Raw genomic sequence first — 25,709 nt, 5'->3', positions numbered from 1 at the left:
ATAACCGCAAAACAATTACTTAGTATGCTGCTTCACATACTCCGATGGCAGACAACCGACATACTTCTTGAAACTGGTAGAGAAATAAGAAGAAGATCCGAACCCTACCATTCCGCTAATCTCCGAAATGGAGTAACGCCCTTCAAGCAACAATTTACACGCTTTATTAAAACGGATGCGCCGGATAAAGTTGGCAGGCGGTTCACCGGATATGGAATTCATCTTGAGATACAGTGATGAACGGCTCATACAAAGCTGGCTTGCCAACTCATCAGAGGTGAAGTCTTCATTACTGATATTTTCTTCTACTACCTGAATAGCTTTGCTCATGAATTCCTCATCCAGATTATTCGAAGTCATTTTAGCAGTATCTATATCAATCGTATTCGAATAATAGTGTTTCAGCCGTTGGCGTGCTTTCAGTTGATTAGCTATTTTTCCTTTCAATAAATGAATCGAGAACGGTTTGGCAATGTAATCATCCGCCCCAGCCTGAATGCCTTCCGTCTGTGCATCGACACTTCCTTTGGCAGACAACAGCAGGACGGGAATATGGCAGGTTTGCAGATTTCGTTTAATAAGCTGGCAAAGTTTGATACCGTCAATACCCGGCATCATCACGTCGGAAAGGACAATGTCCACACGATGCTCTTTCATAATAGCCAATGCTTCTTCGCCGTTTCCGGCGGTCAGCGTCACATAGTTCTGCCGGAAATTATCTTTCAGGTAATCCACCATCTCTTTATTGTCATCTACCAACAAGATAGTAGGACGCTCTTCCTCACTGCCGGCTTCTATCTGATCACCGTCCGATAGTTCTTCTGCAACTATAACCGACGCATCACCAGAGAAATATTCATCAGCCACCGGAAGCTCCCGGAGAGAAGCAGATGTTTCGACTTCATGTGTCGGCAATTCACGTTCTTTCTCCGTGAAGGCAGCCATATCAGCAGGTAGCGTGACTTTAAATTCGGTATATTGAGCAGGTTCGCTTGCTACCATAATAGTGCCGTGATGCTTTTCTACAAGCATCTTCACCAATGACAGCCCGATACCCGTCCCCTTTCGCTGACCGTCTACCTGATAGAAACGTTCGAAAATGCGGGTTAGCTGTTCCGGAGACATACCGATTCCGCTATCTCTTACCGTGAAACCATAGGTATCTCCCTCTGTCCATAAGGAAAGCGAAATACTTCCGCCGTCCGGTGTAAACTTAAAGGCGTTAGACAACAGGTTCATCAAGATAGTCTCTACATACGTCCGGTCCGCCGGAAACAATCGTCCTTCCAGATCGGATTTTATATGAAAGCTGATAGCACGCTTCTGCGCATTTTCTTTAAACAGAGCAAAAGCATCTTGCAACAGTCCTTCTACATTCACCTGCGCAACATGAATGGGCATTGCACCTGCTTCGGCTTTACGGAAATCCAGCAACTGGTTGACAATGTGCAACAACTTACGACCGTTCTTATAAACGTAATCCAGTTTCTGCTGTACCGGAGTACCTTTCAGATTGCTCTGCCCCAAGAGTTCCTCCAACGGAGCCAGTATCAGACTCAACGGAGTACGCAACTCATGAGACATATTCATGTAAAAACGTACTTTCTCCTGACTGATTTCTTCTATCTTGTTTCGTTCTATCTGTTCGATCCGGACTTGCATCTTCATTTTGGCACGGGCAATAAAGAAATAGATCACAAAGACGAGAAGCCCTACAGAAAAGAAGATGAAAAGTGTCTTTGCCCACCAGGTCTGATACCACATCGGAATGATATGCACAAAAAATTCAGTGGTCGCCTCGCTCCACTTTCCATTGTTGTTACATGCCTTCACCTTAAACACATACTCACCGGGCGGGAGATTGGAATAACTTGCCCGTGCAAAGGAAACATGACGGGAGTAGTTCCACTCGGTTTCAAAGCCTTCCAATTTGTAAACGAACTGGTTCCGTTTGCCAGCCAAATAGTTGATAACGGCAAACCGGATATTAAAAAGTTTCTGATCGGAAGGGAACGACATACCCAGCATCCGCCCTTGCTCGTCCTGATAATAACGTACCCGTTCACTTTTCATATCCGTAATCACCTGATTTAAGACAACGGCTCCTGTTACCACCGCATCCGGGGAATATGGATTATCACCCAATTCGTATGGTTTGAAATAGGCAACACCCCCAAGAGATCCCAGGAAGAATGTACCATCGTGCGCTTTGCAAGCTCCGAAATAGTTAAACTGATCGTGAGGCAATCCGTCCTGCTTCGTATAGTTGAGGAAAGTACCCTCCTCCGTATTGAAGCAAGCCAGTCCCTTGTTAGTTGTCAACCATAAACGCCCCCGTTCATCTTCCAGTATATTATAAATAAAGTCGTTCGGCAAACCGTCTTTCATCGTATAGTGTTTCCAGGCAGTCGGTGCTCCTTCCTTATAGCAATATAATCCTGTGGAAGAACCGATCCAGATTTCATGACGGCTATCCTCCTGTACACAGAAAGCCTGTATCAACCCATGCAGATAAGCCGAAGAGGAAAGATGCAGTTCTTCCAGTTTCCCGCCGGCATACAAAAACAGGCTCTCTTCCGTACCAATCCAGATTCTTCCTTTTGAATCGCGAAACAAGGTATATATCAATACATTCTCCAACTTTTTATGCTTTTTAGCTAATGGATGCTGTGAAAGTTCGCCGGTCTGTTTATTGAAAAGGTAAAGCCCGCTCATGCCGCCTACCCAAAGCGTTCCATCCGTTCCGTCTAATAAGGAGTAACAACTATTAGTCAGGGAAGTAGAATGGGGAAAGGAATATGTTTCTACCCTGCCACTCCGGTGATGCAGACGACTCATTCCCCCTCCATGAGTGCCGATATAGACACTTCCATCCTTGTCCGTCCATATACATTTTATATTGTCCGACTTTAAAGCATTGGCGGAAGTACCCATCCGGTAATATGAAAAGACTCCGGTTTTCCGGTTATAATAATTTAATCCGCCGTCGTTCGTGCCAATCCAGAGATTGCCATTATCCGGGTCTTCGGCAATACAACTCACTGTGTTATCACTTAACGAATTCCTCCAGGCGGAATGTTGCAAGCGTCCGAATGCCGGAGCAAGGGGATGATAATAATTAAGCCCGCCATAAAATGTACCGATCCACATTCCCCCTTGATTATCTTTCAAGATAGAGCGGATGGAATTATGCCCCAAGGTAGTCGGATCTTCAGGAGAAAAACGGCAGATACGGAAAGTTCCCGTCTCCGGTTCAAGGATAAGCAAACCTTCCATGGTTCCTATCCAAACCCTTCCTTTATCATCTCCGGACAATGTCCTGACCGAGTTCGTAAAGAAATAAGCAGGAGTATTTTGCTTGTTATAATGATGTTTTATTTGAAAGTTGTTATCCACACAATACACCCCATTTGTCAATGAAGCCAGCCAACAGTTGCCGGTTTTGTCGTCATAGAGCATATCGGAGATGGTTTCTCCTTTCAATTGGAGAAGAAGCCGGGTCACGTTTTCGTTGCGTACATAATAGAAATAGACACCTTCCGAAGTTCCCAACAGGAAACCGTCATTCATCCGGCAAACAGAATAGATCGTTTTTCCGGCAAGTTCCGGCTGCACTTTCATCCGCCCGGTCTTTTTATCAAAAATCACCAGACCGATATTGGTAGCAAGCAAAAGCCGGTCGCCTTCCTCCGGTTCTCCGATAGCCAATACTTGCATCGGCTGATTGTCCGGTGAAGAATAATTGGTGAAATTATTCCCTACTATATTATAACGGGATAAACCGACCTGTGTGCCTACCCATACCGTACCTTTCGAATCGGTATGAAGTGAATAGACATGATTGTTTGCCAGACTGGTCGTATCATCCGGCGCTTTATAATACGAAACGAAGCGGGAACCTTCATACCAGTTCAGTCCGTCTATGGTGCCTACCCAAAGCTTATTATTATGATCTTGTGTCAGAGCGAGCACAGTATTTTGCGACAACCCGTCATCCACGGATAATCGCTTAAAATGAATGAAGCTGTCGGCGGCCGATACAGCCAAAGGAAAAAATAAAATGCAAACGGTTAATCCGAATAGGTACTTAAATAGCAAATGCCGGTCTTTCATGAGCTAATATTGAAGAATTTATCGTAAAGATAAGTATTTTCAATTCAATCTGATAAATGAATCCCGTTTTTTAACTCATATAAAGGACCGGTATCGGCTCAAAACAGGGCAACCGCGCCAAAGTCCAACAGTTATGAATTCATATTTTAGACACGGTTGCCCTGAACTTTAATTTTTTTACGGTTTCTCTTCAAGTTAGTAAGACGGATTTTCTGATTTTTCTTTCAGATCTTTATAACGCTTCAAGGCTTCCAGATAATAATAATCGGCATAATTGAGCGGAGTATCAATTTCACTGTCGTGCGGGAAACTGCCAACCGAATGTAACAGGATGAAGCCATGATTTTCTCCTTCCTTGGCCAAATAATCATCAGAGGATAACTGTTTCAGGATATGCTCCGCATAACGGAAATATTCTTCCCCTTGTTTCTTGTCGCCATAACCACTCAACTCCAGCAATGCAGAAGCTGTTACGGCAGCCGCAGAAGCATCCCGCGGTTCATTCGGAATATTGGGAGCATCATAATCCCAATAAGGTACATAGTCATTTTCGGACGGACGGTGATCGATAATGAACCGCGCTATTTTATGAGCGGCATCCAGATAGTTCTGCTGCTTAGTGAAGCGATAACACATGGTATAACCATACACTCCCCAAGCCTGTCCACGCGCCCAAGCAGAAGAATCGGCATATCCCTGAAAGGTTCCTTTCGACTCTACCTCACCGCTATCTGCCAGATAGCTCACCACATGGTAGGAGGTCATGTCCTCCCGAAAGTGATTCTTCAACGTTTTGTCGGCATGAGAGATGGCTATTTCACGATATTTCGGATTATTGGTTTGCTCCGAAGCCCAGAACAGCATTTCAAGGTTCATCATATTATCAATAATCACCGGATAACTCCAATCGCCGAAATCCCACGAACGAATCAGTCCGACTTCCGGACGAAAACGGGAGCACAAGCTTTCTGAAGAATGAATCAGAATCAAACTGTCCGTTGGCTCCGGTTTCAAACGGATGCCCTGCCCATAACTGCAAAACATCATAAAACCCAAATCGTGATTACCCGTATAATATTGCATATCCTGCAGACGGTCCGTATATTTACGCGCCTCTTTTGCGAGAGCCTCATCACCGGTCAACTCGTATGCCAGCCACATGGAACCGGGATAGAAACCACTCGTCCAATCTGTGGGGTGCTCCAGTCTGTACTTTCCTTCTTTAATAGAACGGGGAAAACAGGCGGTATCCGGTTCATTCTTCAATTGTTCTGCCATATAGAGCAACTGATGTCCCGATGTTTTCACTGCATGATCAAACCATGCCATCTCATTTCCTTTTGAAGCATCGCAAGCAGTCAGGAGCGCCATACTCCCTACCGCCAGTAAAAGTTTGTTTTTCATTGTTCCACTTTATTTTGTTACTGTATTCTATTACTGGCAACAAAGTTAGAGCAAGTCGCAGACAAACCCTTTGCAAATCTATTTTTTCATTTTTGTTTCTATTTCTACGGACTTTGATTTTGTCCAAAAGTGCTTTGTTTTTATCTTTTATAGAAAAACAGGCACGGATTTTACCAAATAAGCTGTTGTCAGGCATAACCAAACAACTATGCAGCCTTTTGCAAAATCCGTGCCTCCACCCAAAAGTACGCGCTCTTCTATCTCACAATATCTTCCGGAAATTTAGCCGGCATTTCCACCCTCTTCCAGGTTTCATAATACCAGGTGTTCAACTCATTTCCATTCAAATCATTCTTGATAAAATATTTCAGATGGAGATAATCATTGTCTTTAATCTCAAATTCCAAAATATTGTCCTGATTGTCCAGCATCGGGAGATGAATGTTCTTCTCGATGCTTTCCTTATAAGAATCGTCCGTGAGTTGTTTATAAGTACCATATCCAGTAATAATTGCATCCGCACCGGGAATAATGGTAAAGTTAACGATTTGTCCGTCATCACTCAATACTTTAAATGTATTACTGGGTTTCAACGCTCCCGGAACATCGGGAGACTCGGATACATAATGGCAGAGCTGCCAAATACCTTTCAAATCGGCCGCTTTGAATTTGGTTTTCTTCTGGGCCGTCGCACCTGTTACCGCTAACAACATTATTGAAAGCATGGTAAAGAAATAGAGCTTTTTCATTGTTGTATTATTTTAGTTAACACTCTCGAATGCGTATTTCCAAATATAAAGATTTATTTTGAGAATACAGCAATTCAGAGCATAAAAAAACTCGCATAACCTGAAGATTATGCGAGTTTTACATAAATATACCGAAATATTAGAAATCAGCATTTCTTGGTGTACGCGGGAATGGTATCACGTCACGGATATTCGCCATACCTGTTACAAACAATAACAGACGTTCGAACCCTAATCCGAAACCGGAGTGAGGACAAGTACCGAACTTACGGGTATCCAGATACCACCACATATCCTTCATCGGGATATGCATTTCTTCAATACGGGTCATCAGCTTGTTATAGTCGGCTTCACGTTCGGAACCACCGATTATTTCACCAATTTTCGGGAAAAGAACGTCCATGGCACGTACAGTCTTACCGTCTTCGTTCTGCTTCATATAGAAGGCCTTGATTTCCTTCGGATAGTCAATCAGAATCACCGGACGTTTGAAGTGTTCTTCCACTAAGAAACGTTCGTGTTCGGAAGCCAGGTCCACGCCCCAGTAAACCGGGAATTCGAACTTATGTCCTTTCGCAACAGCTTCTTCAAGAATCTTGATACCATCTGTATAAGGCAAACGTACGAAATCATCTTTCAATACACCTTGCAGACGTTCAATCAAGCCTTTGTCGAACATATCGTTCAGGAACTTCACATCATCCGCACAGTTATCCAACGCCCATTTCACACAATATTTGATGAACTCTTCTGCCAAGTCCATGTTGTCTGTAATGTCGTTGAAAGCCACTTCCGGCTCAATCATCCAGAACTCTGCCAAGTGGCGGGGAGTGTTGGAGTTTTCGGCACGGAACGTAGGACCGAATGTGTAGATAGCGCCCAAAGCAGTAGCTGCCAACTCACCTTCCAGCTGACCGGAAACAGTCAGACTTGCCTGCTTACCGAAGAAATCATCTTCGTATGAGATAGAACCTCTCTCGTCTTTCTTCAAGTCATACAGGTTCATGGTAGTCACCTGGAACATCTGTCCGGCACCTTCACAATCGGAAGCCGTAATGATCGGCGTATGGAAATAGAAGAAGCCCTTTTCATGGAAGAACTTGTGAATAGCAATCGCCATGTTGTGACGGATGCGGAACACTGCACCGAATGTATTGGTACGCGGACGCAAGTGAGCAATCTCGCGCAAGAATTCCATAGAGTGGCCTTTCTTCTGTAATGGATATGTATTATCGCAAGTACCCAGCACTTCGATTTCACGAGCCTGCACTTCCACTTTCTGTCCGGAACCCACTGATTCTACCATTTCTCCGTTCACGCTGATACAAGCGCCGGTAGTAATCTGTTTCAGCATCTCTTCATCGAAACCAGCCAAATCTACTACGATCTGCAAATTATTTATTGTAGAACCGTCATTCAGTGCGATAAAGTTTACTTGTTTGCTACCTCTACGGGTGCGAACCCATCCTTTCACATTGACCATAGCGCCAATATCTGTGCGCTTCAACAGGTCAACAATTTTTGTTCTACCAATCTTTTCCATTTAACTTTTTCTTTTTAGATACAAGAAGACGAGGTTTCAAATGCAGGATGAATTCTTTCCTGCTTTCTTTCCCCGTCCTCTGTCAAGTTGTTATTTATTGACTTATTACTCAAACGAACCCATGCGGAGGTAGTTTACTTCTGCTTCCGACAGGTAACGCCAGTCTCCGCGACGCAGACCTTTTTTGGTCAATCCGGCGAAGAACACACGGTCGAGTTTTACTACTTTATAACCCAGTGATTCGAAAATACGGCGAACGATACGGTTCTTACCGGAGTGAATTTCGATACCTACCTGGTCTTTCTTGAAATCATCTGTATAGCTGATCGCATCTGCATGGATTTCGCCATCTTCCAACTGGATACCAGCTGCAATCTGCTCCATATCTGCTTTAGTCAGGTTCTTGTCCAGATGAACATGATAAATTTTCTTCTTCAGGAATTTCGGGTGTGTCAGCTTGGAAGCCAGATCACCGTCATTCGTCAGTAACAGTACACCAGTCGTGTTACGGTCCAGACGTCCTACCGGATAAATACGTTCGTTGCAAGCGCCTTTCACCAAATCCATTACTGTACGGCGTTCCTGCGGATCATCCGATGTAGTAACGGTATCTTTCGGTTTATTCAGCAATACGTATACCTTGCGTTCGATGCTTACCGGTTCGTCGTGGAACTTAACCACATCCGAACGTTTGATCTTCGTACCCAATTCCGTTACCACTTCACCATTTACAGAAACCACACCTGCTGTGATAAATTCATCAGCCTCACGACGGGAGCAAACACCTGCGTTAGCCAGGAACTTATTCAGACGAATCGGTTCATTCGGATCAACGAACTGTTCCTTGTACTCGATCTGTTTCTTTACGCTATACTTAGCGTTCGGATCATAATCGCCGGTACGCGGACGAGGACGATATCCTCCTTGACGGTCGTTATTATATCTCGGACGATAACCTCCACCGCCGTTATTGCTGCGATAGCCGCCACCTTCGCCGTTATTGAAACGGGGACGATACGGACGGTCACCACCTTCACGGTTGTAAGAAGGACGTTGAGGACGGTCGCCACCTTCGCCGTTATTAAAGCGGGGACGGTAAGGACGGTCACCACCTTCACGGTTGTAGGAAGGACGTTGAGGACGGTCGCCATAAGACGGACGCTCACCACCTTCGCCGCTATTGAAGCGGGGACGATAAGGACGGTCACCACCTTCACGGTTGTAAGAAGGACGTTGAGGACGGTCATAAGAACCACCTTCGCGGTTGTAAGGACGTTGCGGACGTTCACCTCCTTCATTATTGTTATTGAAGCGAGGACGATACGGACGATCTCCACCTTCACGATTGTAAGAAGGACGTTGGGGACGGTCGCCATAAGAGCGGTCACCGTACGAACGCTGCGGGCGTTCGCCTCCTTCATTGTTGGCATTAAATCGCGGGCGATACGGACGATCCCCGCCTTCACGGTTGTAAGAAGGGCGATACGGACGTTCTCCACCTTCTCTGTTGTAAGACCTGTTACCATCACGGCCGGCACCTGTATTCTCTTCATTGAAAGAATTTTCGCGCCATTCTTCGTTTTCTGTGCTCATTTTTTTATTCGAATAAAATTAGACTTTGGCCTCACGGCCTATTTAAAAAACACGTTTATTATATAAGTAAACAATTAAAGCCCCGTATATGTATGGGGAGTGATTGCTCTTAACTCTTTTTTAATATCTTCGCTTACATTCAATTCTTCAATAAACTCTTTAATAGAACTTTCTGTAATAGCTTGGTTGGTGCGGGTTAACGCTTTCAAAGCTTCATACGGATGCGGATAAGCCTCACGGCGCAGGATGGTCTGAATAGCTTCTGCCACTACACTCCAACAATTATCCAAATCACGATAAATAGCCGGTTCGTTCAATAACAGTTTGCGCAATCCCTTCAAAGAACTCTGGATGGCAATCACGATATGACCGAAAGGTACACCGACATTACGCAACACTGTTGAGTCTGTCAAGTCACGCTGCAAACGGGAAACAGGAAGCTTCACAGCCAAATGTTCCAGAATAGACGTTGCTATGCCCAAGTTACCTTCTGCATTTTCAAAGTCAATCGGATTCACTTTATGCGGCATAGCGCTCGAACCTACTTCTCCGGCTTTGATCTTCTGCTTGAAGTACTCCATAGAGATGTACTGCCAGAAGTCACGATTCATATCCACCATGATGGTATTGATACGCTTCATAGCATCAAAAACAGCAGAGAGGTTATCATAGTTCGAAATCTGCGTTGTATATTCTTCGCGTTCCAGTCCCAGCTTTTCTGCAACAAACCGATTGCCGAATTGTTTCCAGTCATATTGAGGATAAGCCACGTGATGCGCATTGTAGTTTCCGGTAGCACCGCCAAACTTAGCGGTAAGCGGACATGCTTTCAACATAGCCAACTGACGTTCGAGACGGTAAACAAATACCATCACTTCTTTACCCAGACGGGTAGGAGAAGCCGGCTGACCGTGAGTTTTGGCAAGCATCGGAATGTTAGCCCATTCTGTCGCATAGGTTTTCAACTGTGCAATCAGCTCTTCAATCAACGGGTAATAAACCTGATCCAATGCCTCTTTGATAGAAAGAGGAACAGACGTATTGTTAATATCCTGAGAAGTCAGTCCGAAGTGGATAAACTCTTTATAATCATCCATTCCGCCCATCTTGTCAAATTCTTCTTTCAGGAAGTATTCTACGGCTTTCACATCGTGGTTAGTTACACTTTCGATATCTTTAATGCGTTGTGCGTCTGCTTCGGAGAAGTTACGGTAGATATTCCGTAAAGTTTCAAACACGCTACTATCGATTCCTTTCAATTGCGGCAAAGGAAGTTCGCACAAGGTGATAAAATACTCCACCTCTACCTGTACACGGTATTTAATCAGTGCAAATTCAGAGAAATAAGCTGCCAAAGCTTTAGTTTTGCCTCTATATCGACCATCAATCGGGGATATGGCCGTTAATACATCAAGTTCCATACGTTTTCTTAGATAATTATCAGACTGCAAAATTAACTCTTTTTCCTGAGTTATAAGATAAAAGGAGAAAGAAAGTTTGTATAAAAGAGGTAAGAAATAAAAAAAGTCTCACGAATTTCTTCGTAAGACTTCCTTTTTGGTGTGGGCGTTGACGGATTCGAACCGCCGACCCTCTGCTTGTAAGGCAGATGCTCTGAACCAGCTGAGCTAAACGCCCTTGTTAATGAGCCGGAAGTGTTTCGTTTTTTTGTGTGGGCGTTGACGGATTCGAACCGCCGACCCTCTGCTTGTAAGGCAGATGCTCTGAACCAGCTGAGCTAAACGCCCGTACACTTCCGTTTCAAAAGCGATGCAAAGGTACGGCATTTTTTGAATTCTGCAAACATTTCATGTATTATTTTTCAAGAAAGTTTTTATCAAATAAAGAAACACTCTGATTATCAGCAAATAATAATAAAAACTTTTTTCTTGCCACTTTCACTTCTTCCGGTTCATCTAATAAACAGAACAAAATAAAGATAGTCGCGCCTCTTTTTCTATCATTAATAATTAAAATAGAATCTGCAGGAAAACGAATTCCCAACAAAGATAGTAACGCAGGAACGCTTAAATCCGGGAAATAACTTTTCCGGTCAAACGTTAAACAACCTGTTTGCGAACAACACGTGCCGGATTCCCGACTGCCACACTGTCGTCGGGAATATCTTTCGTCACAACGCTCCCCGCCCCTATCACACAGCGATTGCCAATCGTCACGCCGGGACAGATAATAGCACCACCACCAATCCAGCAGTCTTCGCCAATCGCCACCGGATAAGCATATTCCTTAGAGCCTCTTCTTTCCAGGTAATCCATCGGATGATGCGGCGTATAAATCTGCACACAAGGTCCAACCAGCGTATGGGCGCCTATCGTGATATATCCTCCATCCAGGAAAGTGCAATTGGCATTCACAAATACATGTTCACCCAATTTGATTCCGTCTCCATGATCGCAATGGAAAGGCGGGCAGATTATTGAAGTTTCAGGAATCTCCGGTACCAGTTCTTCCAATAATTCCCGATACCCCGCATCATAAGTGCTCATTCCCCGCATACGCGCCAGCAGCTTCTTGGCATGTTCAAAACGCACCTGCAATTCCGGCGCAGCCATATCAGCCAACTGGCTACTACGCATCTTTTCTACTTCCGTCATACTTTATATTTCTTTACCGTTAGTAAATACAAACTTCTTTTCATCCGAAAGAGATTCGTTAAATTCAAATCCTTCCCAGGAGAAGCTTTTCAAATCCTCCGGATTTTCGATTCTGTTCTTCAGAATGAACCGCGTCATTTCACCACGGGACATCTTGATATAGATCACTATCGAAGCTAATTTCCCGTTCTTCCACACCTGAAATTCAGGAGTAACGACACGTACTTCTCTCTCCACACGCTTCCAATCGAACAAACTTTTCATCTCGTCGCTAGCCAGATTGCAGAGTATGCCTCCCGCTTTCTTTATATCTTCAATGAAAACATCCGTCAGACGGGATTTCCAATAAGAGAACAGAGTCTGATTACCCGGTTCCGGCAACACTACATCTCCTTCCAAGCGGTAGGAACGAATGACATCTAAAGGCCTCAACAACCCATAACAGAAAGAAGTCAACCGCAGATGTTCCTGCGCATATTCAAATTCTTCTTTCGAGAAATCCTTTGCATTCAGTCGCTTGAATACAATTCCGGTATAAGCCAGCAAAGCGGGCAGTTCCGAGGTGTCTTCTGCATGAAAAGCCTGATAACGCTTATAATTCTCCACCGCCATCCTGGCATTTATACGCAACAGGCGTTCCAGTTCATCCACCGAAAACTGTGACATCTGCAAAGCAATCCCGGAAGCTTCTTTTTGAAATCGTGGAACTGTCTTCAAAGGTACTTTCACCTTTGAAGTCTCACTCATAGTCTTGGCACAAGATAGAAATACTAACATTGTTTTATCTGATTTTATCTTTTCAAGAAACAAAAATAAAAAATAAATCGCTTCTCTTACTGATGGATAGACAGATTCTACTTAGTTTCAACCAATAATTAACTTTAATCATTTATTAATAACAAAACACTCCCTATATAGAACACACTCTGATGTGCTATATTTACTAATAAAAAAGAAACTCCCCCTTTGGACAAGCCAAAGAGAGAGTTCTCCTTATCTAATAGACAGCTAAAGCTGTTTTTATTTATATTCCTGCCAGCTCTTAATCTGAATATTATTCAGTTTCAATTCGCAGAATGCTTCGATAAAGGCGCTTGCCAAACGAGCATTGGTAATCAACGGAATGTTATGATCGATTGCACCGCGACGGATACGATAACCGTTCGTCAACTCACGCTTGCTGTGATTCTTCGGAATGTTAACGATCAAATCAAACTTATGGTCAGCAATCATCTTCATGACGTTGTTCTCTGCACCCGGCTTTTCATCCGGCCAGTAAACTGGAGTCGTTTCTACACCGTGAGCGTTCAAGAAAGCTGCTGTTCCGGCAGTTGCGTAAATCTGATAGCCCTTAGCGAACAGCATACGGCTGGCATCCAGCAAATCTACTTTCGACTTCATTGCACCGGAAGAGAACATCACTGCTTTTTCAGGAATTTTGAATCCGGTAGCAATCATTGAATTCAGCAATGCTTCAGAGAAATCGTCACCGATACATCCCACTTCACCAGTAGAAGACATGTCTACGCCCAATACCGGGTCAGCCTTGTGCAGACGAGAGAAAGAGAATTGAGAAGCTTTTACACCAATCCAGTCGATATCGAATGCTGACTTATCCGGACGTGAGTATGGAGCATCCAGCATGATGCGGGTAGCAGTTTCGATAAAGTTACGTTTCAGAACTTTAGAAACAAACGGGAAGCTACGAGAAGCACGCAAGTTACATTCGATTACTTTCACTTCGTTGTTACGAGCCAGGAACTGGATATTGAACGGACCGGAAATATTGAGTTCTTTAGCAATCTGACGGCTGATCTTCTTGATGCGACGAGCTGTTGCAAAGTAAATCTTCTGTGCCGGGAATACCAACGTAGCATCACCGGAGTGAACGCCCGCAAACTCTACGTGTTCGGAGATTGCGTATTCTACCACTTCACCATTCTGTGCAACGGCATCAAATTCAATCTCTTTCGTATTTTCAAGGAACTGGGAAACAACAACCGGATATTCTTTAGAAACTTCGGCAGCCATCTTCAGGAAGTTCTCCAATTCTTCATCGTCATAGCAAACATTCATTGCTGCTCCTGAAAGGACGTAAGAAGGACGAACCAATACCGGGTAGCCTACTTTTTCTACAAATCCCTTCACTTCTTCAAGACTGGTCAGTTCCATCCAAGCCGGTTGGTCGATACCCAGTTGGTCGAGCATAGCAGAGAACTTGTTACGGTTTTCAGCACGGTCGATAGAAATTGGAGAAGTACCCAATACAGGAACCGACTGACGGTAAAGTTTCATAGCCAGGTTGTTCGGGATTTGTCCGCCTACCGAGACGATCACACCACGAGGTTGTTCGAGGTCGATTACATCGAGTACACGTTCGAACGAAAGCTCGTCGAAGTAGAGACGGTCGCACATATCATAGTCAGTAGAAACCGTTTCAGGGTTGTAGTTAATCATGATAGACTTGTAACCCAGTTTGCGGGCAGTCTGAACTGCATTCACCGAGCACCAGTCAAATTCTACAGAGCTACCGATACGGTAAGCACCCGAGCCCAGTACGACTACTGATTTTTCATTCTTATAATAGTTTACATCGTAGCCTTCCACTGCATAAGTCATATACAGATAGTTAGTCAGTTCCGGATGTTCGGAAGCAACTGTATTAATACGTTTTACAGCCGGGAGGATACCCATAGATTTACGATGAGCACGCACTGCCAGATTTTCTTTCTCCATGTTTCCGGTTGGATTCAGTACGAAACGGGCAATCTGGAAGTCAGAGAAACCTAACACTTTAGCTTCACGCATTACATCGGCAGGTATATCTTCCACCTTATTATAGGTAGACAGTTTCGCTTTGTAGTCTACGATATTTTTCAGTTTGCCAAGGAACCATGGGTCGATCTTTGTCAGGTCGTGGATACGTTCGATGGTATACCCTTCTTCCATTGCTTGCGCGATAGCGAAAACACGCAAGTCAGTCGGGCGAGAAAGTTCTTTATCAAGATCATCAAAGTGCAGTTCGTCATTACCTACGAAACCGTGCATTCCCTGACCGATCATACGAAGGCCTTTCTGGATGATTTCTTCGAAAGAGCGACCGATAGACATGATTTCACCTACTGATTTCATGCTTGAACCGATTTCACGGGATACACCGGCAAACTTCGTCAAGTCCCAACGAGGGATTTTACAGATATAGTAGTCAAGTTGCGGAGCTACGTATGCAGAGTTCGGAGTTCCCATCTCACCAATCTGGTCAAGTGTGTAACCAAGTGCCACTTTAGCAGCTACGAATGCCAACGGATAACCGGTAGCCTTAGAAGCCAATGCAGAAGAACGGCTCAAACGGGCATTTACTTCAATCACACGGTAGTCATCCGTTTCAGAGTTGAAAGCATACTGAATGTTACATTCACCCACAATACCGAGGTGACGGATACATTTGGTAGAAAGTTCTTTCAACAAAGCCAGTTCTTTATCATCCAGCGAGCAGGTGGGAGCTACTACAATTGATTCGCCGGTATGAATACCCAGCGGATCGAAGTTTTCCATGCTGGCTACTGTGAAGCAATGGTCGTTAGCGTCACGGATCACTTCAAATTCGATTTCTTTCCAGCCTTTCAAAGACTCTTCTACCAGAATTTGTTTGGAGAAAGCAAATGAGCTCTCTGCCAATTTCAGGAATTCTTCTTCATTGGCACAGATACCGCTACCAAGACCACCCAGTGCATAAGCAGAACGCACCATGACAGGATAACCAATTCTGCGTGCAGCAGCAATGGCATCTTCCATGTTTTCTACTGCCTGGCTGACCGGAGTTTTCATTTCTATCTCGTCCAGCTTCTTCACAAACAGGTCACGGTCTTCTGTATACATGATAGCTTCTACCGAAGTTCCAAGTACCTTTACTCCATACTTATCAAGAACACCTTGTGTGTAAAGTTCAGCACCACAGTTCAATGCAGTCTGTCCGCCGAATGCCAAAAGGATACCATCGGGACGTTCTTTTTTGATAATTTCTTCTACGAAATAAGTATTCACGGGAAGGAAATACACTTTATCGGCAATACCTTCAGAAGTCTGAATGGTTGCGATGTTCGGGTTTACCAATACTGAGCTGATACCTTCTTCTTTCAACGCTTTCAGTGCTTGTGAGCCTGAGTAGTCGAACTCTCCGGCTTGTCCGATTTTGAGTGCTCCAGAACCCAAAACGAGAACTTTCTTGATTTCCTTTTCCATTTCTTTTGTTGTTATAATAAGTTGTTATTTCTAAGTTCGTTCATAAAAAAAATGCGTTACCCTCAAAAAAGGATTAACGCATTACCAAAGAACTAAAATATCGTTTTTGGAAATAAAAGAAGAAGCCTGCCGTTTCCGGGTGCAAAACATCCGAATGTAAATAATACTTGCTTCTAATTTCCTGTTGATTCATTGTTGACTTCAAAATTTGTGCAAAGTAACGACATATTTTGCACATGACAAAAAGATATGTTCACTTTTTTACTGAAATAATTTACCGCGTTAATGAAACAGTCGTTTTTCCATTGGCTTTTAATGATTACATTCTTATCTTAAGCAGGCACAAATCATGAAGTAACTGCATTTTGATGTTTCTTTCAGTTTTTATCCTTATCTTTGTCGCCATTATATAATAAGGTAATAAATATGGGAAAAGAAAAAATCATATTGACGGGCGACCGTCCTACCGGAAGACTTCATATCGGTCACTATGTAGGTTCGTTGAAACGCAGAGTTGACCTGCAAAACGCAGGTGATTATAGTAAGATGTTTATCTTCATTGCCGATTCACAGGCATTGACAGACAATATAGACAATCCGGAAAAGGTGCGTCAGAATGTAATCGAAGTTGCTCTTGATTATCTGGCTTGTGGTATTGATCCGACTAAAGCTACGATTTTCATCCAGTCGCAAATACCGGAACTATGCGAACTTAGTTTCTATTATATGGATCTTGTCAGCGTATCCCGCCTGCAACGTAACCCGACCGTGAAATCGGAAATCCAGATGCGTAACTTTGAAGCAAGTATTCCCGTAGGTTTCTTCACTTATCCCATCAGCCAGGCAGCAGACATTACAGCATTCCGCGCAACGACTGTCCCTGTGGGTGAAGACCAGGAACCGATGCTCGAACAGGCTCGCGAAATCGTTCGCCGTTTCAACTATATATATGGTGAGACATTGGTAGAACCGGAAATCCTGTTGCCGGACAATGCAGCTTGTCTGCGTCTTCCGGGAACTGACGGTAAAGCTAAAATGAGTAAATCGCTCGGAAACTGCATCTACCTTTCGGAAGAACCGGAAGAAATCCAAAAGAAAATCATGAGTATGTATACCGACCCGGGGCATCTCCGCGTACAAGATCCGGGAAAAATTGAAGGTAATACGGTATTTACTTACCTAGATGCTTTCTGCCTCCCCGAACATTTCGAACGTTATTTACCGGATTATCCGAATCTGGCAGAACTGAAAGCGCATTATCAACGCGGCGGATTGGGTGACGTGAAAGTAAAACGTTTCCTAAATTCCATCATGCAGGAGACTTTGGAACCGATTCGCAATCGTCGCAAGGAGTTCAGCAAGGATATCCCTGCTATCTACGAGATGCTTCAGCAAGGCTGCGAAGTGGCAAGGGCTGCGGCTGCCGAGACTTTGGCTGACGTGAAGAAGGCGATGAAGATTAATTATTTTGATGATAAGGAATTAATCGAAGAGCAGGTGAAACGTTTCTCGCAAGAGTAAAAGATTTCGTCTGGGAATAAACATAATTATAAGGTAAAGGCTGCCCTTCTTTTGTAGAACAGGCAGCCTTTCTTATCGGATATTTTTCAAAGATTCAGTTTGTTTCTTCCTCGTCATTCTTGAACAACACATCCTTTAATTTCTGATAAAGGAATGAAAGTATCAGCAATATCAATCCCAGAATGATAAATACAATAATCTTGCCAATGGTCGGCATAGCCCATAAATCATCAAAGACGAGTTTGAGCAGGACTAATCCGAAAGTCGCAAGGCTCACCATACGGAGTAGTTTCTGATGCAGGCGCATGCCCAACCCCATTTGGACGAACCCGGCAATGCTTAATGAGAGTGACAGCCCGGCACTGAAATCGTCCACTCCTACTTGCCAAAGGAAAGAGCGTACCATTGTCAGCCAAAGGAGCGTGGCAAGAATATTCAGATATACGGTGAAACGGGATTTTATGCCGATTGATGTATAGTACATACGTGCTACATAATACAAATTCGCTATTACGAACACAGCTGTCAGCCATGGTAGTACAACAGGAGGGGAAGTCCATATTCTCTGGTCGCCCCATATATTTATAATATATACAAGTACGTTTGCCCCGATAGTCAAGATATAAGAAGTGAGATGTTTCGTTATCGGGAATCGTTTTCTGAAAGCATAGCAAACACTCGAAATGGATATGGCTGTAAACAAGAACATAGCTCCGCTTCTCGTCGCCCCTTCAAAATACAAATTGAATTCCATCATAAATGTATAATAAAGTATGATTACGGAGACGATAAGCATAAAAGGATTCCAGAAGCTGTATTTCAACCGGCGTGCCGTAGAGAAGAAGGAATGATAATATTCCATTAATAAAGCAAATGCTCCTGTCGCTAATCCCACAAACAAAGAGGTGGCAAATGAACTATTCAGAAAAATTGTATCTAAGGAATGATGTTCAAACATCACACTATACACATCCATCAAGTAAGAAACGAAAGTGAGTCCTACCAGAACTTTAGCCGCATACTCATATACTCTAATTTTCGACTTAACATAGAGCCACAACAGCAATACCATTTCCGATGCCCAAAGCAAGGTTATATAGTTTCCGTCCAGTTGAATCGGAACTGTAATGGAGACAAATGTCAGCACAAGCCCCAACGTGGTATGCACGAGGAATTTATATTCCTTCCTATTCTTCCACAACCAAAGAACCAGTCCTAAATTAACAAGAGCGATAAACAGGCTCAACAAGCCGCTTGCTTTGAAAGACAATCCCATATTCTGCAAGAATAAGGCTCCTGAAAGCAAATAGATAAAATTATTCGTTATAATGACGAATACTAATCCCCGGCTCATCGTCCGCATATTCTCTCCACGAAGGATAGAGAACACCGGAAGTAGAAAGATAAAATAGAACAGAGTAGCAAACCAAAACAGATGGTTCGAAATAACCATAGAACTAGAGGTATAGTTAAACAAAAGAAAGATTCCCATTATCAGGCAAGTAAAAACAAATGAAATCATTGGAAGTTCACTCCACTTTTTATAAATGGAAAGTCCGAACATACCCAGGTTTAATATGCTCACGTAAGTGAACAGTACCAAATAACTTCCTTCCCCGCTACTCACTATGAATGGCGCAAGGAATCCTCCTACAAGAGAAATGATAGCCAACTCACGCCGATTATATACCACAGACAGAATAGACATAAACACTGTGACACCAATCAGAATGATAAAGGCCATAGTCTGCGAGAAAATATGATAATAATGGAAAGCAATGGCAACTGTAAGATAGAACACAGCGAAAGCACCACCCGCAAGCAGCGAACTGAAGGTTCGGTATTTCTTTTGCAACCGTTCGGCAACAGCCAGCAATACAGTTCCCGTCAAGAAACCAAGCACGGTACGGAAGGTTTCATTAATCCAGTTTTTATCAATGGCATACTTTACAAAGAAGCCTACACCGATTACAAATATAAGGATACCAATCTTCCCGAAAAGGTTCTCACCGATGAATTTTTCATAGTTCACCTGCTTCTTTTGTTTCGGAACAGTCGGGGCAACCGGAACAACCGGAGTAACCGGTACAACTGGCACAGTCGAAGATTCAGCGGATTCCTTCCGAACAGCCTCTACGCAAACTTCCTCCATTCTTGTTTCAAGCGTCTTTTCAGGCGTCTTTTCCAATGTCTCACGGACAACTGCTTCAACAACCGGTTCGTGTTTTTCCTGAACAGCCTCTTCTCGTTGTCCGGTCTTTACTGCCTTAACATGCTCTGCCGCTTGAGGCATCACAGGAATATCTTTTGTTTCTTTTTCTGATATTTCCTCTTTCGGCTTGGAGGCTTCAGCAACAGAATTTTGCTGAACCTTGAGATAATCTTCCATCCGTTTCTTGATCTCATTCAACTCTTTCTCTATCTTTCCGAAGCGATTGTCCAACCTACTCAATAAAATAAATAACATAACCAAAACGAGTAGTGCATATACAGTATTAAAGTCGTCCATAATATTCCAGATTTGAGTTCTATATCACAAATATAGATAATTATTAATAGCTCCAATCAATTGTTATTAAATTATTTGGATTATCCCAATAATGCAATTTTACATCAATTGCATAAATCAGGATACAAATCCTCTAAATCAGGAAAAAAATCTCCTCATTTTATAAAAAAGAATAGAGCTTACAAATTCCAAACAATTATACGGCTTTTATTCTTCTTTTTCCTATCTTTGCCACAATATCAATAAAAATCACACAAATTATTCACTTAAACACAAGAAGCATGAAGCACCTTAAATTTCTATTTGCACTTGGCGGCATTCTTTTCTTATCTTGCCAAACAGTATCCGCACGTGGTTTAAAAATCCCTTTCGGCGACCGCGAAGTATTAACCAAAGTAGCAGATTTGCCTGATACCGAAGAGTACCAAACAGACGATGGAAACTACATTGATCTGGCAACTTTCCATCAGGAGTTCAACATCGCTTACCTTCTCCCTCTATACATAGAGAAAGAGCCTCGCCTGGTCGGCTATTGCGAAAAGGAAGACACTTACTATGAACTGACGGAAGAACAACTGGCTACCATCCTAAAAGAAAATAATTTGGATGGAGAGAAGTTGAACAAGATCGGTTTCTATTCCCGTTATGGCGGTAAAGCTGTCGGACTTCTTATAATTGCCCTTATCATTTGGGGATGTATTCCTGGAAAAAAGAAAGAAGTGAAACCCGTGGAAGTATAAAACAAACCATTATTAATAACATTAAAAAGTACAAACTATGTCTATTTACACCTTTATTCCGGTCATTTTCATTGTTCTATATCTAGGATACTGGTTTTACATGAAAAACAAAAACTCGAAACAGGCACAAGTAGTGAACAACACCGATTTCAAAGCTGAATTTGCAAATGCAGAACAGTATAAAAAACTCTGCTTAAACTCTGATTTATCTTTCCTGAAAGAAGCTATGGGAGAAGAAAAAATTGACGCTTTCAACTATGCCAGCAATGAGTATGGTGTAGCATCCGCACTCAAAGACGGAATGAAAGATAAGCTGAAAGGAATGGCCACCTTAGGAACTGTACGTTTCAATACCGTACAAACTCCCAAATATCTGGTATTAAGCGGAGACAATCTGCACCTATTCGATACAGACACAGATGGAGAAATCGACAATCATTTTGTATTCAATCAGGCGCGTCTTGAAAACTCCCGTCTCATCGCAATTCCTATGGAGGGACAAGTACAAGCACAGGCACAAGCCAGAGGAAACAACGTGAAAGCATACAAACTTTCATTGCAAACCGACGAGAAACCTGTTGAACTCATTATCTACTCCTGTCTGATATTTACAAATATCCCGGAGATTCCGACAGATTCACAAGAAACAATACAGGATATTATCATTGGCAATGACTTCTTGAAACAATTGGGTGACAAATATCCTAATTTGAAAGTCTCATTGCCGATATTTAGCTAAAGAAGGACATATACTTAGAAAAAATAACAGCGGAAGGTTAGCTAGTTACCAAACATTATGCGTCCCGGCGGATTTGCAATCCGCCGTTCTCCGAGTATCAGGATTTATAATCCGCAATACACCTATACTTTAATATATAGTTCGGATTGAAAATCCTGATGCTCAAAGCAATCGGATTACAAATCCGATTAAACAGGTTAAAAATCCGATTGAACAGATCTCTGCAGATACTCCCCGCAGAAATTCAAAAGTAAAATTAAAAGCGATACAGTTTCGTTCGGACAAGAAGCTGAAACAATCTGTCGGATATATAAAAATAAAGCAAATGAAGCGGGTCAAGCACTCTGCCAAATTATCGGAAATAGAGATAGACATGCGGCTAAAAGAGTATTTCAGCGATCATCAGATTATGCAACGTTCCGACTTTCAAGGCATCACGGGGATGGTACGTTCCACAGCCATGATTCATATTCGCCGACTCCGTCAGGAAGGCAAGCCGCAGAATATCGGCATTCCCAGTCAACCTATTTATGTGCCGGCCCCAGGATTTTATGGAAAGTCCAGAGATTATCAGCCTGTCAAATAAACTAAAACAAAATATCAGAGGAGATACCCCCAAAGAACAGATATAAAAAAGGCGGCTGAAAGCATGAACCCCTCTTTTCAGGGTTCGCTTTCAGCCGCTATCTCTTTCCAGCAAGCGATTACAGAGAATCGCTGAATGCTGAAATCGCTTTTTTACTTTTTATTACTGTGCAGATTCTACCAATACTACACGGTTCAGAATCGGTTGACCGAATTTGTCAACACCACCACCGGCTGCAACTTTCAGTCTATCGGCAGAGATGCCATACTTCTTAACTAACAAGTCTTTAACAACCTGTGCACGTTCCAAACTTAACTTCTGATTGAAAGCAGGAGTACCGGTTGCAGAGTCAGCATATCCGTTGATTGTGTATGTAGCATTCGGAGATTCTTTTATCTTGCTGGCAAGATATGACAAGTTCATTTCTTCTTGCGGAGATAATTTATCAGAACCGATCTTGAAGAATACGGTACGCGGAGCAATGTTAGTATCTGTGATAACAACTTCTTCAGTATCTTCTACTTCTACTGGTTGTTGTGCATTTGCCAACTGTTGTTGCAATTGCATATTAGCTGCTGCCATTGCATTCATCTGATTACGCATCTGATTCAATTCAAGTTCAGAGATAATCTGTGGAGTAGGACGTTGGAATCCGCGGGTAGGGAAGTAATAAGTCACACCGAGGGTAGCACCTAAGATACCATCATAATCGGGTCTACCTCCATGTTCTCCGTCAAACTTGCCTTCCAGACCTGTTGCGCTCAACTCCAGATTCAAGTCAACAGCATTCGACAAACGGAAGCGGTTGATAATACCTGCATTGAAAGTAGCGGAGTTAGTGTGAGGACGAGAATAAGCATGAGCCCAACCGGCACCTATATAAGGGATAATTTCATATACGCGATTCGGATTGTATCCACCGAAAAGTGCGTTCAGGTTAATCATCAAATCACCATGCAAGTTCATGTAGTCCCATCTTTGTTTGTAAGAACCGTCTTCTCTCGGACCACCCACTACATAATTAGCAGTTTCGCTGGTAGTGAATCCTTTTGCCTGCAATCCGCTGTATTGCAAACGCAATCCGAATCCCGGAGTTACCCATTTGCCGACAGACACGTTAAATGTAGGAGCAACACGGTCTCTGAATTTGCCGATATGGTCATTGTTTCCATATAGCACCTGGGCGCCGCCTCCTACAGAGAAGAACCAGTTACTCCAGAAAGGATTAGTTATTACTTGATATTTATCTTGTACCTGAATCACTTCGTATTCAGTTACAGTCATTGTCTGCTGCGCAGAAGCGACAGACGCAACGCCGGCAAATGCCAGCAACATCAGAATCTTTTTCATATACCTAATAGTTAAGTGGTTATTTAAATCTTTTTCTTTGTTGAACTATTTAAATAACACGAACCGAACTAAAAGGTTTTAGAAAAAGATGAAATTATTTGTTTTATTTGAATAATCTTTCGATGTCTTCCTCCTTGATTGTTGTCAAAACAGTTTTCCCATCAGGGGTGTAATTCGGTGAGGGACAGGCAAAAAGGTTGTCTACAAGGCTTACCATTTCTTCATTACTCAACACCTGTCCGTAAACAATAGCCGCCGCGCGAGCCAATGTTAATGCCAGAATACTTTGGATTTCTTCCTTGACGTCACTTCCTTTTTCCATCGCCGTATGCAGCATATTACGCACCAGTTCCACCGGATTCAGACCTTCAATCCCCGAAGGAATACCATTAATGGCATAGCTACCGCCTCCCAGATTACTCAAATCGAAACCGACTGCAGACAAATCATCCATAATACTTTGCAGTACAGCAGCTTCCGAAGCCGGCAACTGTAAGATTTCCGGGAACAGGACGCCTTGTGATACCCCCTGTTTCTGTTGGATCTGTACCATATAACGATCAAAAAGCACCCGTATGTGTGCCCGGTGCTGATCGATTAGCATCAAACCGGATTTAACTGAAGTCAGGATAAACCGCCCTTTAAACTGCAAATGCTGATTTCCTTTCTCTATCACCGGTTCACTGGCATACAAAGTAGAAGAAGCGGCAGAGGTGACCGTCTCCATCTTTTCTTCAACGAAAGTGGGTTGGCCGCCAATAGAAGAGTCTTCCCAATCCATTTCTGGTTCCGGTTGCGGGTTATTCATCTTACTGGCTTTCGTCAGCCCTCCGTACAAATCTTCCCATTCCACTTTCGAACGGCTGTACGATCCGCCACCACCGCCACCGGCAGAAACTTTAAACGGATTATAATCTGTATTATAATGTATCTTCGGAGGCTCGGAAGATATTTTCTCCTCAAATGCCGGAATGTCAGGCATATCTTCCGTATCAAAATCAATGGAAGGGATCGCACTGAATTTGCCCAACGACTCCTTCACGGATGCCGAAAGTATCTGCCAGATGGCCTGTTCATTTTCAAACTTGATTTCGGTCTTTGTCGGATGGATATTCACGTCAATATTGGCCGGATCTACATCAAAATAGATAAAGTAGGAAATCTGTTCACCGGTGGGAATCAACTGTTCATAAGCCTCCATAACCGCCTTATGAAAATAAGGATGACGCATATAACGCCCGTTGACAAAGAAATACTGATGTGCCCCTTTCTTACGGGCAGTCTCCGGCTTGGCTACGTATCCGGAGATTTTCACCATGGTAGTATTGACCTCTATATTCAGTAACTGCTGATTGAGCTTCTTACCGAAAATAGCAAGGATACGTTGACGTAATTGTGATACCGGAAGATTGAATAACTCCGAATCATTACTATAAAGCGAAAAGGCAACCTCCGGATGCACCAAAGCGATCCGTTCAAATTCGGCAAGGATGTTACTCAATTCCGTTGAATTAGCCTTTAGAAATTTACGACGGGCAGGTACATTAAAGAATAGGTTCTTTACAGAGAAGTTACTTCCTTTAGAACAGGATACAGCCTCCTGACTTTCCACTTGAGAGCCTGCAATCACCAACTTCGTACCCAATTCTTCCGATTCCGGACGTGTCTTTAACTCTACCTGTGCCACTGCAGCGATGGAAGCCAATGCCTCTCCGCGAAATCCCATTGTACGCAAAGCAAACAGATCTGCCGCTTGACGTATCTTGGAGGTGGCATGCCGTTCAAAAGAAAGACGGGCATCCGTTTCGGACATTCCTTTTCCATCATCAATCACCTGAATGCTGGTTTTACCTGCATCAGTCACCAATACATGTATATTTTGTGCATCTGCATCAATCGCATTCTCCACTAGCTCCTTGATGACAGACGCGGGACGTTGTATCACTTCACCGGCAGCAATCTGGTTAGCTACCGAATCAGGTAACAAATGAATTATATCGCTCAT

Annotated in this window: 16 protein-coding genes and 2 tRNA genes; 4 read left to right on the top strand and 14 right to left on the bottom strand. The window is 43.2% G+C overall.

Annotation, left to right across the window (positions count from 1 at the left end; all coding sequences use genetic code 11):
* Window positions 1–15: 15 nt before the first annotated feature.
* From DW862_RS15730 to carB, 11 genes are all read right to left on the bottom strand, one after another.
* Window positions 16–4,113 carry a hybrid sensor histidine kinase/response regulator transcription factor gene (locus DW862_RS15730; protein ID WP_120069198.1) on the bottom strand — a complete coding sequence of 1,366 codons (4,098 nt, stop codon included), beginning with the start codon at window positions 4,111–4,113 and terminating at the stop codon, window positions 16–18.
* Between the two features lie 195 nt (window positions 4,114–4,308).
* Complete coding sequence (locus DW862_RS15725; protein WP_120069194.1) at window positions 4,309–5,517, bottom strand: glycoside hydrolase family 88 protein; 1,209 nt, start codon at window positions 5,515–5,517, stop codon at window positions 4,309–4,311.
* A 257-nt stretch (window positions 5,518–5,774) separates the two neighbouring features.
* On the bottom strand, window positions 5,775–6,266 hold the full coding sequence (locus DW862_RS15720; RefSeq protein ID WP_004305582.1) for a DUF4488 domain-containing protein: 492 nt from the start codon (window positions 6,264–6,266) through the stop codon (window positions 5,775–5,777).
* A 139-nt stretch (window positions 6,267–6,405) separates the two neighbouring features.
* Window positions 6,406–7,809 (bottom strand): asparagine--tRNA ligase, encoded by a 1,404-nt coding sequence (gene asnS / locus DW862_RS15715; RefSeq protein WP_120069191.1) that lies wholly within the window; start codon window positions 7,807–7,809, stop codon window positions 6,406–6,408.
* Between the two features lie 105 nt (window positions 7,810–7,914).
* Complete coding sequence (locus DW862_RS15710) at window positions 7,915–9,402, bottom strand: pseudouridine synthase (protein ID WP_008641865.1); 1,488 nt, start codon at window positions 9,400–9,402, stop codon at window positions 7,915–7,917.
* A 74-nt stretch (window positions 9,403–9,476) separates the two neighbouring features.
* Window positions 9,477–10,823 (bottom strand): adenylosuccinate lyase, encoded by a 1,347-nt coding sequence (gene purB / locus DW862_RS15705; RefSeq protein ID WP_008020410.1) that lies wholly within the window; start codon window positions 10,821–10,823, stop codon window positions 9,477–9,479.
* Between the two features lie 142 nt (window positions 10,824–10,965).
* Window positions 10,966–11,040: transfer RNA gene (locus DW862_RS15700), tRNA-Val, on the bottom strand.
* Window positions 11,041–11,075: 35 nt separating this feature from the next.
* Window positions 11,076–11,150: transfer RNA gene (locus DW862_RS15695), tRNA-Val, on the bottom strand.
* 312 nt (window positions 11,151–11,462) lie between these two features.
* On the bottom strand, window positions 11,463–12,017 hold the full coding sequence (locus tag DW862_RS15690; RefSeq protein ID WP_120069188.1) for a sugar O-acetyltransferase: 555 nt from the start codon (window positions 12,015–12,017) through the stop codon (window positions 11,463–11,465).
* Between the two features lie 3 nt (window positions 12,018–12,020).
* On the bottom strand, window positions 12,021–12,794 hold the full coding sequence (gene yaaA / locus DW862_RS15685) for a peroxide stress protein YaaA (RefSeq protein ID WP_120069184.1): 774 nt from the start codon (window positions 12,792–12,794) through the stop codon (window positions 12,021–12,023).
* Window positions 12,795–13,037: 243 nt separating this feature from the next.
* Window positions 13,038–16,259: a carbamoyl-phosphate synthase (glutamine-hydrolyzing) large subunit gene (carB, locus tag DW862_RS15680; protein ID WP_120069181.1), complete on the bottom strand. Its 3,222-nt coding sequence runs from the start codon at window positions 16,257–16,259 to the stop codon at window positions 13,038–13,040.
* A 426-nt stretch (window positions 16,260–16,685) separates the two neighbouring features.
* Between carB and trpS the strand changes: the two genes are divergently transcribed.
* Complete coding sequence (gene trpS / locus DW862_RS15670; RefSeq protein ID WP_004314379.1) at window positions 16,686–17,780, top strand: tryptophan--tRNA ligase; 1,095 nt, start codon at window positions 16,686–16,688, stop codon at window positions 17,778–17,780.
* 94 nt (window positions 17,781–17,874) lie between these two features.
* Here the strand turns inward: trpS and DW862_RS15665 are convergent, their stop codons facing one another.
* On the bottom strand, window positions 17,875–20,289 hold the full coding sequence (locus tag DW862_RS15665) for a DUF2339 domain-containing protein (RefSeq protein ID WP_120069178.1): 2,415 nt from the start codon (window positions 20,287–20,289) through the stop codon (window positions 17,875–17,877).
* Between the two features lie 281 nt (window positions 20,290–20,570).
* On the opposite strand from DW862_RS15665, the gene DW862_RS15660 reads away from it, so the two are divergent.
* From DW862_RS15660 to DW862_RS15650, 3 genes are all read left to right on the top strand, one after another.
* The gene (locus DW862_RS15660; RefSeq protein ID WP_015533043.1) at window positions 20,571–21,029 is read left to right on the top strand and encodes a hypothetical protein; all 459 of its coding nucleotides are present in this window, start codon (window positions 20,571–20,573) and stop codon (window positions 21,027–21,029) included.
* A 37-nt stretch (window positions 21,030–21,066) separates the two neighbouring features.
* A complete protein-coding gene (locus tag DW862_RS15655) occupies window positions 21,067–21,768 on the top strand; it encodes a hypothetical protein (RefSeq protein ID WP_120069175.1) in 702 nt (233 codons plus the stop codon).
* 325 nt (window positions 21,769–22,093) lie between these two features.
* A complete protein-coding gene (locus DW862_RS15650; RefSeq protein WP_008020400.1) occupies window positions 22,094–22,354 on the top strand; it encodes a hypothetical protein in 261 nt (86 codons plus the stop codon).
* Window positions 22,355–22,516: 162 nt separating this feature from the next.
* Here the strand turns inward: DW862_RS15650 and DW862_RS15645 are convergent, their stop codons facing one another.
* Together DW862_RS15645 and mutL are read right to left on the bottom strand one after the other, a co-directional pair.
* Window positions 22,517–23,704, bottom strand: a complete 1,188-nt coding sequence (locus DW862_RS15645; protein ID WP_004314384.1) for an OmpA family protein — start codon at window positions 23,702–23,704, stop codon at window positions 22,517–22,519.
* Between the two features lie 103 nt (window positions 23,705–23,807).
* Window positions 23,808–25,709, bottom strand: coding sequence for a DNA mismatch repair endonuclease MutL (gene mutL, locus DW862_RS15640; RefSeq protein WP_120069172.1), 1,902 nt, complete (start codon window positions 25,707–25,709; stop codon window positions 23,808–23,810).

The organism is Bacteroides sp. AM37-9 (assembly GCF_003603455.1).
In the GTDB taxonomy this organism is placed as follows: domain Bacteria; phylum Bacteroidota; class Bacteroidia; order Bacteroidales; family Bacteroidaceae; genus Bacteroides; species Bacteroides xylanisolvens.
The sequence above is the reverse complement of the archived record's forward strand: the minus strand, read 5'-3'. Positions and strand labels throughout refer to the sequence as shown.